This is a genomic window from Brachyspira pulli (assembly GCF_036997785.1).
Lineage (GTDB): Bacteria > Spirochaetota > Brachyspiria > Brachyspirales > Brachyspiraceae > Brachyspira > Brachyspira pulli.
In genome coordinates, this window is the sequence record NZ_JAWLQI010000081.1 from 1 (window position 1) to 14205 (window position 14205).

General features: G+C 25.6%; 12 protein-coding genes. 3 read left to right on the forward strand and 9 right to left on the reverse strand.

Going from position 1 to position 14205, the window contains the following annotated elements; genetic code table 11:
- Positions 1 to 392 precede the first annotated feature (392 nt).
- The 7 genes from R4K56_RS13410 to galT form a co-directional block, all read right to left on the reverse strand.
- Positions 393 to 860, reverse strand: a complete 468-nt coding sequence (locus tag R4K56_RS13410; RefSeq protein ID WP_335772782.1) for a hypothetical protein — start codon at positions 858 to 860, stop codon at positions 393 to 395.
- 26 nt (positions 861 to 886) lie between these two features.
- On the reverse strand, positions 887 to 2095 hold the full coding sequence (locus R4K56_RS13415; RefSeq protein ID WP_335772781.1) for a glycosyltransferase: 1209 nt from the start codon (positions 2093 to 2095) through the stop codon (positions 887 to 889).
- A gap of 96 nt (positions 2096 to 2191) precedes the next feature.
- Positions 2192 to 3856 (reverse strand): S1 RNA-binding domain-containing protein, encoded by a 1665-nt coding sequence (locus R4K56_RS13420; RefSeq protein WP_335757952.1) that lies wholly within the window; start codon positions 3854 to 3856, stop codon positions 2192 to 2194.
- Between the two features lie 44 nt (positions 3857 to 3900).
- Positions 3901 to 4578, reverse strand: coding sequence for a (d)CMP kinase (gene cmk / locus R4K56_RS13425; protein WP_335772780.1), 678 nt, complete (start codon positions 4576 to 4578; stop codon positions 3901 to 3903).
- Positions 4579 to 4716: 138 nt separating this feature from the next.
- Complete coding sequence (locus R4K56_RS13430; RefSeq protein WP_335757954.1) at positions 4717 to 5142, reverse strand: hypothetical protein; 426 nt, start codon at positions 5140 to 5142, stop codon at positions 4717 to 4719.
- 154 nt (positions 5143 to 5296) lie between these two features.
- The gene (locus tag R4K56_RS13435; protein WP_335757955.1) at positions 5297 to 6292 is read right to left on the reverse strand and encodes a glycosyltransferase; all 996 of its coding nucleotides are present in this window, start codon (positions 6290 to 6292) and stop codon (positions 5297 to 5299) included.
- Positions 6293 to 7267 (reverse strand): galactose-1-phosphate uridylyltransferase, encoded by a 975-nt coding sequence (gene galT, locus R4K56_RS13440; RefSeq protein WP_335772779.1) that lies wholly within the window; start codon positions 7265 to 7267, stop codon positions 6293 to 6295.
- Positions 7268 to 8032: 765 nt separating this feature from the next.
- On the opposite strand from galT, the gene R4K56_RS13445 reads away from it, so the two are divergent.
- The 3 genes from R4K56_RS13445 to R4K56_RS13455 are packed head-to-tail and all read left to right on the forward strand — an operon-like array spanning position 8033 to position 10607.
- Positions 8033 to 8941, forward strand: coding sequence for a glycosyltransferase (locus R4K56_RS13445; protein WP_335772778.1), 909 nt, complete (start codon positions 8033 to 8035; stop codon positions 8939 to 8941).
- A gap of 3 nt (positions 8942 to 8944) precedes the next feature.
- The gene (locus R4K56_RS13450) at positions 8945 to 9892 is read left to right on the forward strand and encodes a nucleotide-diphospho-sugar transferase (RefSeq protein ID WP_335772777.1); all 948 of its coding nucleotides are present in this window, start codon (positions 8945 to 8947) and stop codon (positions 9890 to 9892) included.
- Between the two features lies 1 nt (position 9893).
- Positions 9894 to 10607 (forward strand): glycosyltransferase family 8 protein, encoded by a 714-nt coding sequence (locus R4K56_RS13455; RefSeq protein ID WP_335772776.1) that lies wholly within the window; start codon positions 9894 to 9896, stop codon positions 10605 to 10607.
- A 306-nt stretch (positions 10608 to 10913) separates the two neighbouring features.
- On the opposite strand, the gene R4K56_RS13460 is transcribed toward R4K56_RS13455, so the two are convergent.
- Together R4K56_RS13460 and R4K56_RS13465 are read right to left on the reverse strand one after the other, a co-directional pair.
- On the reverse strand, positions 10914 to 11873 hold the full coding sequence (locus R4K56_RS13460) for a hypothetical protein (RefSeq protein ID WP_335772775.1): 960 nt from the start codon (positions 11871 to 11873) through the stop codon (positions 10914 to 10916).
- Positions 11874 to 12426: 553 nt separating this feature from the next.
- Positions 12427 to 13479, reverse strand: coding sequence for a glycosyltransferase family 2 protein (locus tag R4K56_RS13465; RefSeq protein ID WP_335772774.1), 1053 nt, complete (start codon positions 13477 to 13479; stop codon positions 12427 to 12429).
- Positions 13480 to 14205: the final 726 nt, after the last annotated feature.

Below are 14205 nucleotides of genomic sequence, written 5' to 3' on the forward strand. Positions count from 1 at the left end.
TTGCAACTTTTTTGTGCGTCAAAAAAGTTGATAATATTACATAATGTGCAGTAGTCGGCAAAATGAAATCGTTTCAGTATATACTAAAAATTTTGGAGTTTGTCAAAAAATACATTTTATATTTGGGTTATTTGTGGGGACTAGCCCCACCACTTGCGTACTTCGTAACACCACAAGTTCTTTTGCAACTGAAAGGAGTGCATGCGACCATAGGAAGTCCTTTAGGGTGGTATTGGCACAAAGAACCTATATCCTCGATAAACTCGGATACACTTCGCGAAAGACTGCATTTTTAGTCAGAATATAGTTTTTCTCTTAATATTTTAAAGAAAACTTAATAATATTTTATACTATTAATAAATCAAAATCACATTCATAAATAAAACAAAATATTAAAAATTTACCAATTCTACTAAAATTGATTCTGATTTATAATTTTCAATATTTTCTATATCTATTATTCTATAACCATTTCTAACAGCATAAAATCTTATATTAGCACTTGGAGCAACATCATCATCTTTTTCTGATAAGGATAATACTAAATCAAATTTTTGATATGAATAATTTTCTTCAAGAATTTTTTTTAAAGATACAAACATTTTTAAAGCAAGATTAAGAACCTCTTTAATATCCATACTGTTTGAAATAAATATCTCATTATTATCCCATTCAAATTCTGTCAAATTCTTTCCAACAGAAACAGTTTTACATAAAGTACAATCTGTTTCATTACTTATCACCCAATATTTTTCATTATTAGAATTTTCTTTTTCAAATATAGAATAATAATTTTTTGGTGTAATATTTGAAATATCAATATCTTTTATAAAAGACTGCATCTTACTATTACAAATCATATTCAAACCTAAAGAAAATTAGTATTTTATGAGAATAAAGTATAATTAGCAGAAAAACTCAAAGACTTACCTCTTTCCAAAGCCTCCTCTATTTTCTGTTCATATATATCTTTATTATCAAGCAATAAATTAACTTTTTCAGCAAATTCAACATCATTTTCATCAACTAAGAATCCGCCTTTATTACCTTTTAATACTGTCTTAGTTCCTAAAGCACTTACAGCAACAACAGGTATTCCTAAATATAATGACTCAGTAGTTACAAGTCCTTGTGTTTCTGTTACACTAGGGAAAACAAATAAATCAGATAATGCATAATATTTTCTTATTTTAGAATGTTCAACAGCATCACAGAATGTAGTATATTCACTTATACCTAAAGATTTAGCCATATCCATATAATATTGCATATAATGTCCGCCTCCAACTAATAGAAGCTCTACATCTTTTCTATATTCCAATATTTTTTTCATGGCTTTTAAAAGAAAATCTACATTTTTTTCTTTACATATTCTTCCAACAAATAATAATACTTTTTTATCTTTTAATTTAGGGTATACTTCAAGCATTTCTGCTTTTTCTTTCTCTTTATCAAAGTTTTGGAAATCTGTTTCATCTATACCTATAAACATTCTGTGTATAGGATTTTTTATCTTACATTCTTTTACTAAGAAATCTTCCATTTCCTGAGTGGAAGTTATTAATATATCAGCAGCTGAAAAATACCAGTTTAAATAATGATTAACTAAAAAGTGACAAAAACTCAAAGGCAAATAAGGAGCATAATATTTAATATATGGTGCCCAATAAGTATGTGCTATCATTATTATCAATTTATTATTTTTTTTAGCCCATTTTAAAGCATAAATACCTAGAAGGAATTCTGTCTGTACATATACAATATCAGGATTTTCTTCATCTAAAAATTTATATATGTTTTTCTTTTCAGAGAAATATATAGTTCTTTCATCTTTATTTGTAGTAAAAAATAAACGATATGCTCTAAATCTTTTTATTTTTACATTAGGTCTTTCCGGTCTCTTATCTTCTATTGGATATTGTGCAGCAAGTATAATAACATCAAATCCTTTATTAATCATATAATTAGTACAGGAATCTACATAAACTGCAACACCGTTAGTTCTGGGATAATACGTATCTGAAATATGAGCTACTTTTATTCTTTTATTTCCATTCTTCAATTCATTTAGTTTCGAGTTATTTATAGTGTCCATAAAAAACAATCTCCAATAAAAAATAAAAATACATTATAAACTAAAAATCCTAACAAATAAATGTTAGGATTTTTAATTGAATAATTATATTAAATATTAATTATTTATATTGTCAAAAGGGTTATAAGTTAAAGAAGTAGGTTCTGCTTTTGAAATATAATTTTGAGTTTCTTTTTTGTTTTGAGCTTCCATATATTCTCTTCTTGATAAAGAAATTCTTCTTTTACTTTGATTAACTTCTCTTACAACGAATGGATAAGTTTCTCCTACTTTTATAACTTCTTCTAAAGTACTTCCTTTAGGAATTTCAACTTGAGAAACATGCATATAACCTTCTAAATCATCTTCTAAAGAAATTATAGCACCAGAATCAACTATAGCTTTTACAGTACCATCAACTATAGAACCTTGAGGATGAGCTTTCTCAAATAATCTCCAAGGACTTTCTTTAGTATGTTTGTAGCTTAATTTAATTCTTTGTTTATCTCTATCTATTGACATGATAACCATATTAACTTCTTCACCTTCTTTAATATAGTCTTTCATGTTAACAATATTGTTTCTCCAATCAAAATCGCTTATATCACATATACCTTCCAAACCATTAGGAAGTTCAAATACAGCAAAGTTTTTAATTATTCTTTTTACTTTACATTTTACAGCAGATTTTACTGGGAAGTCTTTTTCTACAGTATCCCAAGGATTTTCTTTTACTTGTTTTAATCCTAATGTAAGTTTTCTTTCAGCAACATTCATATCAAGTATTTTACACTCTAAGAAAGCACCTTTTTTAACGAAATCAGCAGGATTATTAACATGTGAATTCCAGCTTAAATCAGAAACATGAACAAGTCCTTCTATACCATCAGCAACTTTTACAAAAGCACCAAATTTTTTAACATTAGTAACTTCACCTTGTATAACATCATCAATTTTATATTGTTCAACAAATTTGCTCCAAGGATCTTCATCTAATTGCTTAAGACCTAAATCAACTCTTTTCTTTTCTTTATCTACAGAAAGAACTTTAAACATTCTTTCATCGCCTTTTGAAATAATAGATTTAGGATTAACAACTTTATCCCAAGACATATTAGGTATAGCTAAGAAACCATCTAAACCAGGTGTAATTTCTACAAAAGCACCGAATTTTTCAATATTTTTAACTTTACCATTAATAATATCATTTTCTTTAAGATTATTTAAGAAACTTTCTATACTAGCATTTTGAGTTTCTTCTAATAAAACTCTTCTTGATACTACAACATCTCTGCCGTTTTTCTTAATTACTCTAAACTCATATTCTTTACCAATATAATCTGCTTCTTTAATTCCTCTTGCTATATCTATTTGAGAAAATGGACAGAAAGCCTGATGTCCCATTATAGATACTTTAAATCCGCCTTTAATAACTTCTTTTACTACACCTGTAACTGTACTGTTATTTTTTACTGCATTGTCTATTAATTCTTGAGATTTTCTTTTATCTATTTCGCTTTTAGATAAAATAACATAGCCTTTATCATCTTCGCCTGAAACTATAGCTTCTATTTCTTCACCAATAACAGGTTCTTTATCAAATTCACTTCTTTTAATTTTACCTTCAGATTTAGATTCAAAATCTATAAAAACATCTGTATCATCAAATTGTACTACTTTTCCTTTTATAATTTTTCCTCGGCTCAAAGAGGTATTATCACTGCCCTCCAAAGCTTTACGAAATTCAATTTCATCATTTGATAGATTTTTATTCTCTTCCATTCTTCTTTCTCCCTCCTGTACTTTGACAGGTTAAAAATATCTAATTATTTTAGATTAGACTTTATATTAAAAATCACATTAGTGATTTTTTCTACAACATCATCAATAGTCATACTTGTAGTATCTATTATATTAGCATTCTTTGGAACTACTAGAGGACTATCTTCTCTATTAGAGTCAAACTCATCTCTTTTTCTTATACTTTCTCTAACTTCTTCATAAGTAATATTTTTGCCTTTGGATATTTCTTCAGCATGTCTTCTTTTAGCTCTTTCATCTAAAGAAGCGTCCATATAAAACTTATATTTAGAATTAGGAAAGACCACACTTCCTATGTCTCTACCATCTACTACATAATTACCACCTTCAGCTATCTTTCTTTGTAGAGATACCATATTCTGTCTTACAACACTTATAGAAGATACTTTAGAAACTAAATTAACTACTTCAATGCTTCTTATCGCCTCTGTAACATCTTCATTATCTAAATATATTCTTCCATCATTATCAAAATTAATATTTAAATTATTAAGAGCGGATATGACTTCATCATTATTATCTATATTAATATTGTGTTTAATCATATACAGAGTTACTGCTCTGTACATAGCTCCAGTGTCTAAATATTTAAAAGACAATCTTTTTGCCACTAATTTAGCTATTGTACTTTTTCCTGCCCCTGAAGGGCCATCAAGAGTGATTATTTCGTATATACTTGACACTTAAAACCTTTAAATTAAAATCATTTTCTATACAATATATCATAAATAATTATAATTTGCAAACATTTATTTCAATAAAAAATAAACTTTATTACAATTTTTAAACATTTTCTAATAAATAATATATACTATTAGCAATCATATATAAAAATTGAAACCAAATAATATATTTGTATCTATATAAAATTTACTATAAGAACCTGATAAGTCTCTTATCATAGAATTATAACATACATTCATTGTGCTAGAGTATGAAAAAGAAAATGATATACTATCACTTCCTTCAACAAAAAAGTATTCTATAGTTTTTAAAGTCCTAAAAAAATTTAAATAATCAATATGAGTATCTACTTCTTCACTATACCCTATAAAACTATAAAATTCTAATAATATGTCTAAAACAGGAAGTTTATTTTGAACTACAATTAAAGAGCTAAACATAGGAAAACCCAAAGTAGTTAAATTAACAGAATAATCTTCATATTTTATATCTTTAATATCTGTAATTCCATCATTATTTGAATTTAATCCATAAAAGGTATCATTTAACTGAAAATTGTACATACAAAACAAATTACTTGTAAATACAATTAGAAAACAAAATACATATTTTAAACCCATTATTTTTCATAACCTAATCTTTTAATCCATATAAGGGTATACATTTTTTTTATTTTTACAATATGTAATTATCAATATATAATAAAAATTTACAAATTTACCCAAAAGATTTATATTTTTTTATAGAAAATTTAGCAATCCTATGGAATTTAGTAAGAATCCTTAAAATACCATAAAAAAATCCAAAGCCATAGAAAAAATGTGTTATAAAGAACATAAAAGGATATACAAAAATACCAATTATTTTATTAATAATACCTTTATCTTCAATAGCTGAAAAAAATCCGGCAAAAAAAGTTAATATTGCATAAATATATAATGGAAGAAAATAAAATTTTATTATGTTTACTTCAAAAAAATGATATAATAAAAGCATTACAGGTGCTAAAATTATATAAGTTGAAAATAAAGCAGGTAAAGTAAATATTAAATTTTTAGTATTGAAATCTCTGAAAAGTTGTTCAAACCTTCCCCTGCCATAATTAAGAAGCATTTTTATGTATAATTTTAAATTAGATCTAGGCGGTCTTTCAACTAATATTTTAGGATCATATATTAATTTGTACCCTAATGAAAGTATTTTATCTATTAAAGCATTTTCTTCATTAGGATACAAATTTTCATTAAAAAGGCCAGCTTTTAAAATTACATCACGTCTTACAAACAAATTACAAAGAATAACATCTCTATCCGTACCTTCTTTTATACCAACATTATTCGATCTATATCTATTAGCTATAGGGCCAACAGCATAATAAGATCTCATACATTTATCTATATACATTTCCGTTAAAGAGCTAACTCTATGTACTGCAGGACCACCAACAATAGCTACCTTTTCATCTTTTTCAAATATTTCACTAGCCTCTTTTAAATTATCAGCACTAACTATAGAATCATTATCTATAAAATATATAATATCCCCTAAAGATTGTTTAATACATTCATTTCTTTGAACTGTAGGATGCGTACCTTCAGCCTGAAAAATTTCAATATTTTCCTTAGGGTAATTAGATAGATATACCCCTTCAAGTGTTTTTTCTATATTTTCACCAATCCTATGTGGTATTATTACTGTTATCTTTAACGGCACCTAGATACCCATATATCTAATATAGGCTGTTCTCAACTGAGCTGCCATTTCTTCCGGACTTGTAGGGTTACAAGGGGCCCAAGCACCAGTTTCTGATGAAGCATTGAATTTTTGTTTTTCTTTACTTCTCATAGGCGGGAAGAACTCTATATGATAATTCCATATATCATTATAATTAAATCCGTCATTTACCGGAGCACTGTACATACACATCATATATGGGAATTTCATGTCAAATAACAAATCTAATGTTGAGGTAGCTTTTTTAAGAGCATCAGCTAGAGATACAGATTCTGCCTTATCAAAATCTGTTATAGAAATAGTTTGTTTTTTAGGCATTATCATTATACCATAAGGATATTCTGTAGCAAAAGGTAAGAAACATATAAAATGATCATTTTCAAATATAATTCTTCTATTATCTTCTAATTCCTGCTCTATCATATCCATAAATAAACATCTTCCATTAAGATTATAATAACTAGAAGCCATTTCTATTTTTCTTCTTATTCTTAAAGGTATCCAGCTATAACCATATATTTGACCATGAGGGTGAGGCATTGTTACTCCAACTACTTCACCTTTATTTTCAAAAGGCATAATATATTTGATTTTTTTATTTTCTGCTATAGCTTTCATTCTTTCCTGCCATAAAGCAACTAATTTTGCTATATGTTCAACTGGAAGTTCTGGTAATGTAGCTGTATGATCTGGAGAATATAATATAACTTCACACTTACCAATTGATGGAGCTGTTCTAAATAATTTACCATTATCTACCTCATCTGGATAAGGCGGTTCAAAAGATAATGCTGGAAAGTCATTATCATATTTATGAACATCATAACTATCTGGAACTTTACCACTTCCTGGACAAAATGGACAATAATCTTTAGGCATCTGAGGACGTGCCTGCCTATGACTCGCTATCATAACATAATCTCCAAGTAATGGATTATAACGCAATTCTGCCATACTAATTCTCCTTAATTTTATATAAAAATTGAATATTAATTTTTTATCTAAATATATATTATATACTTTTTTTTGTAATAAACAACATTATAAAACATTTATAATTAAAAAACATAAAATTATTACTTATTATTGCTATGTTCGCGACGAAGTCCACATTTGGTGCCACATATAATCAGCAAATAAATAAATTTATTTGCTTGCTTCGGCTCACTTTTATATTATTGCTATGTTCGCGACGAAGTCCACATTTGGTGCCGAATATAATCAGCAAATAAATAAATTTATTTGCTTGCTTCGGCTCACTTTTATATTATTGCTATGTTCGCAACGAAGTCCATATTGGGTGCCGAATATAATCAAAAAACAAATAAATTTATTTGCTTGTTTCGGCTTACTTTTATATTATTGCTATGTTCGCGACGAAGTCCATATTGGGTGCTGCATATAATCAGCAAATAAATAAATTTATTTGCTTGCTTCGGCTTACTTTTATATTATTGCTATGTTCGCGACGAACTCCATATTGAGTGCCGAATATAATCAGAAAACAAACAAATGTATTTACTATATACTTTTTTATATAATAAAATTATTCAAATACTAAAAACTATACCTTAACAAATATACTAACATTACAAATATAATGAATGCATTTATAATTTTTGTGTATCACTTCATATTTTTTACTATTTATTTTTTTAAGTTATAGTATATAATTATAAAAAAATATTAAATAATATATAATAGGAAAATACATCGATAATGAAGAAAAAAATCGCTTTACTTTTATGTTCAACAGGAAATGAGGCTTTCGCTGTTGGAAATGTTATAATAGGAGCAAAAAAATATTTATTTCAAAACTTAAAAGATGAAGAATATGATATAATATTTTATACAGATAAATTAGAACCAAATGATGAAAAGGCTTTAAAAACAATTTTCCCTAGAATCATTATAAAGATTTATGAATCTCAATTCTCTAAAAAAATGATGGAGTTAAAAGAATTAAATAATTTTAGTGTATTCACTTATGCACGTTTTGAAGCTTTTAATATGCTCGATAATTACCAAAAAGTTTTTTATGTTGATACTGATATTGTTATACAAAAAGATATTTCAGAAATACTTAATATTAATAATCAGCTTGCTATATTGTACTTTCCAAACAAAATGCCAATATCAGGAAACTTCAATAATACTAATTTACATTTAGTACAAAATTATGATTTAAATAAAGTATCAATTGCTGCTGCCACTTTTTTAATAAATGACAATATTAAAGACTATAAAAAAATACATAATTGGTGCTATGAAAAGGCTGAAGAATATAAAACTAATGATCAATCTATACTCTGTCTTTTTATACAAGAATTCAATATAGATGTTTATGATTTGACAGAAAGTTATGGTGCATATCCTACTTCAAAAATAGCAGATAAAGCACATATAGTACATGCTATAGGGCCTAAAAAATTTTGGAGAGGAACTTACAATAAATTATGGGAAGAAAATAATAAAATATGGATAGAAGCAGGCGGAAGTGAAACTTATAACGAAAATAATGCTAAAAGAAAAAAAATAGATAAAATAGTTTGGTGGATACCAACATTTAAATTAAGAGATAAAGTTAGAAGATATTTATTAAAAAAATCAGGGTTATCAGGAAGATAAAATATGTTTAACACACCTATATTATTAATTATATTTAAAAGAAAAGATACAGCATTAAAAGTTTTGGACACAATAAGAAATGTAAAACCTAAAAAATTATATATAGCTGCTGATGGCTGGAGAAATGAAGAAGAAAAAATAAAATGTATCAATACAAGAGAAGCTGTATTAAAAGCAGTAGATTGGGAATGCGAAGTAAAAACTTTATTTAGAGAAAATAATGTTGGTTGCTGTTATGGTCCTGTAAATGCAGTAAATTGGTTATTTGAAAACGAAGAACAAGGAATAATACTTGAAGATGATGTTATAGCTGAAAACTCATTCTTTTATTATTGTGAAAAATTATTAGATTATTATAAAGATAATGAAAAAATTATGCATATAACAGGCGAAAATCCTTTAGATAGAAAAGTAGGAGAAGCAAGCTATTATTTTGCAACAATTATGCATGGATGCGGATGGGCCACTTGGAAAAGAGCTTGGAAATATTATGATCCTGACATGAAAAATTTTGATATAAAACAATTAAGAAAAATTCTTAGAAAAAGATATAAAGACTTCAATATAAGAGATTATTGGCAGCAATGGTTCCCAAGAATAAAAAAAGAACATTCTTCTGTATGGGATACTCAATGGGCATATATTATAATGTGCATGGATTGTGTATCTATAAATGCTAATTCAAATATGTTATCTAATATAGGATATGGTGAAGATTCCACACATACACCAGACGAAAATGATCCTAATGCAAATAGAAAAACATACCCTACAGATATGAATAACTTTATTCATCCAAAAGAAATAAAATGTGATGAAAGAGCTGATTTTGAAATAGGAATAAAAAGATTTAATATAAAGCCTTTTTCTTTATCATACAATGTAACTAGAGAGATAAAAAGAATTATAAGACAGATAAAGGGATTATTCGGTATTAAGGCAGGTAAATAAAATGATTGAAATGAATATTTGTTTAGCATGTGATAACAATTATGCCAAATATATGGGTACTGCTATTGCATCTATATTAAAAAATAGTTTAGAAGATGAAAAAATTATATTTCATTTAATAGACGGCGGAATAACTAAAGAAAATAAAGAAAAAATATTATCTTTAAAAAGTATAAAAGAATGTGAGATTAAATTTTATACTCCAGATATAGAAATGTATAATGAATGGTTTGAAAAAGCTACTTTTAAAGGATATCTATCCCCAGCTATGTATTATAGACTTTCTATATCAACTTTAATACCAAATGTAGATACAATTTTATATTTAGATTCTGATATTGTAGTTACTGGAAGTTTAAAAGAATTATTTCTAATGGATATAGAAAACTATTATGCTATAGTAGTTGAGCATCCAAAATCTTTAGTAGGTAATATAGCTGATAAATATTTCTGTTCTGGATTTTTATTAATAAACAATAAATTGTGGAAAGAATCTAATATAGAAAAACAATTTAATGAATATTTTAATAATAATTACAAAACAATTATGGGAGATCAAGATATATTAAATGGTGTATTAAAAGATAAAGTTAAATTTTTAGATGAAAAATGGTCTTTTTTTGCTGAAAAAAGTTATCATTATGAAGAACCTGATTTAAATAATGCTATTATAATACAATATCCTGGTTCAGAAAAACCAATGGGAGAGGATTGAAAAGCTTTATTATTTATAGATGAATTTTGGAAATATTATCAATATACTCCTTGGTTTAGAGATGAGCCTATAACAGCATTTCAAACTATATTAAAACAAAAATTTTATGATTATGATGATGTACGTTTAAAAGGCAATTGGATAAAACTATTTGGTATATATAGTAGCAACAAAGTACTACAAATAGTTATATTTGGAATACAAATTAATATATCTATAGATTATAAAAAAAGACGCGATTTAGGAAGACTAATACCAATAAAAAAATGGCGTGACAGATTTAGAGAAAAATTTAGATAATATTTATTAATTGTCATTAAATATTTTATCCTTTAATTTATCGCCATAATGGTCAAGTATATCAGCAAATATTTTATTATTTACATGTACATTATGCTGACATAAATTTGAATAATTATAGAGAGATACTATTTTTAAATCTGCCATATTATTTTTTACAACATTTATCTTAGTTCCATTCAATACTGCCATAGCCCAAAACCACATATCATCTTCTGTAGGAGATAAACGCATAAACAATTCTTCATTGAAAATGTCTTCATAAAAAAAATCTTTCTTACATATTATTCCTCCCGATCCTGTAAAAAAATTTTTATAAGATATATTTTCATCATCAATATTTTTAATTATATTCCAATCAAGATATCTTGATATTTTATGATTATCATCATAAGAAATTCTTAATCCTCTATGGCAATGTATAATATTTGGATTTTCTAAATATGAATTATATAATAATTTTAGCCAATTACGCTGATAATAAATATCATCATCACATGTTACTAATAAATCATTAGGATATTTTTTTAATGAATAAACCAATTTCTTATATGAACGTATGTTATGACAAAATTCTATTTCTATACCATATTTTTTCATATCTAAAATATTGCTTGGTACATCATCTTCTAAATTAGGAAATTCCTCATAACTTAACCATAGTACTATTTTATCAGGCTTTAATGTCTGATCAAGAAGCGAATACAAAACAACATCTATAGTTTCCATTCTTTCAGGATAACTAGTTAAAGTAACAATAAGTCTAGGATTTCTTGTTTCTTTTATAATATTTTCAGGTAATTGCGAAATACTATTTCTAATTTTTGATCTGAAATCTAATAATGCTATCTGTTCGTTTATAACTTCTAATTTCTTAAAATATTCTAACAAAATATTTCTTATTAAATCTCTTAGTTTTTTAAAAGGTATATACCAAACTAATTTGTCAATATAATTTCTATACATATAAAATAAAATCCATATTAATTACTAAAAAATATTTTTAATTATATATAATTAAATAAAAAAATCAATTATATAATTCTCAATACTTTTCTTAAATACATAATTATATATTATAAAAATCTTAACAATATATACTGAAAATTTTTAAGTTTGTCAATTTTTTTGTTGTTCTTTTTCCCGCCGCACGCCACAGGCGGACAGCGTCAAAGAACCAAAAAGTGCAAGTATAAAATTAGTACTTAATCGTACTAATTTTGTATTAAATGTAATGTGATTCGTAAAATTAAAGCCAAAATGTAGCCTTTTTGCTTCTTTGTGACAACAAAAGAAGTAGGGGTGTGGGGGCTAGTCCACACAAATAATAAAAATAATTTTTGACAAAGTATAGTTGTTTAGGTATATATTAAAAAACATATATATTATAATCAAATTTATTCTAATATAGTTTTATATATTAAGAATATAAATTATAAAAACAAAATTATTTAATTACAGTAAACAATATATAAAGTTGAATTACATATCAAAACTTTTTAATAAAATAATTCTTAATTTATACAATTATATTTTTACCTCTTAAATATTTCAAAATTGGAACAGGTAAACATTTTGTTATAATTTTATATGATAATACTCTTTTATCAATTATTCTTGAATCCTTATCTTTTTTTATTTTTAGAAAAAATGATTTCAAATAATTATTAGCATTAGTTATATTATCAAAATTAAAATCATCTAAAAAATCAAATAATATTTTTAATACCTCAGAATGATCATTAGTATTTTTATAAATATCCATAAAAGAATAATAAACAAAACCCATAGATGTATTAAATATATTATTCAAATAGCAAATATTATTTTCTCTTGTATATTCAGTAGAATGTTTTGCTATGAGCATATAGCTTTTTAAATAATCTATGCTATTAAAATAATATTCTCTAGGATATTGAAGATAATAATAAATAGGTGTATTATTATAAGAAATTTTAGGTGAATATATAAGCGATGTTAATACAAAACAAAAATCTTGACCTAAGAAATTCATTAGAAACTTAATATTATTATCCAATAAAAAACTCTTTTTCCATAATTTATTCCATATAACTCTATTTATACTATAATTCATAATAAAATGATTTCTCATAGACTCTATAAAAATGCTGGCATCATAATTTAATATACCACTTTTAAATTTAGAATCATTTATTTTATCATCTTTAACAAAACCTTCTTTAACTTTTTTTATATTATTAGTACAAACTATATCAGAATCATATTTCTTGGCTGTATTATAAAGTTCTTCAAAATATCTTTCTTCTATAGTATCATCAGAATCAACAAAACCTATATATTCACCATTACTATTATTAATTCCTAAATTCCTTATATCACCTTTACCTAGATTGACTTTATTTTTTATCAAAACAATCCTATCATCTTTTAATTTATATTTTTCTAATATTGATAAACTGCTATCTGTTGAACAATCGTCAATACAAATTATTTCTATTTCTTTTAAAGTTTGATTAATAATGCTATCTAAACATTGCTCTAAATATTTTTCAACATTATATACAGGTACTATTATACTTACTTTTATCATAATTTTATACCATTAATAATTTTAATTTGAAATACAACGAGCCTATTAAGATTAATAGGCATAAATAAAGAATATTTTTTAGGATTATTGCTTGCTTGCTTGCTTGCTTGCTTGCTTGCTTGCTTGCTTGCTTGCTTGCTTGCTTGCTTGCTTGAGCTTTTAATGATAAAAAGCCACTATAAAGGTATGAATAATTTAACATAAAAATAATTATATATTACTTCATAAAAAAATACAACTAAACTATATACAAAGGCATTTTTTATCAGTAATTCTAACTTTTTATTTAAAATTTATAAATCTTTATATTTAAGTATAGTTTCATGTATATTACTATATATTATATTGTCAAAAGTTGAAATAAATACCAATTATATTTTATAATATATACTAAAAATTTTAGAGTTTGTCAACTGATGCACTTTATATAGAATTTATCAACTTTTTTGCCGCACACGCTCTGCGGACTTCGTCAAAGTAGCTATATCCTCGACAGGCTCGGATACGCTTCGCGAAAACGCAACTGCTAGAACTTTATATTAAAAACATTCCTATTAAATATATAATATACCCTAAAAATGCAGTCTTTTTGCTTCTTTGGCTCACCACCGAGTAGGTGCCTAATCGGCAAAAGAAGTTGGGGTATGGGGGCTAGTCCCCACAAATAATAAAAATAATAAAATATAGTTGTTTAGGTATATACTGAAAATTTTTAAGTTTGTCATT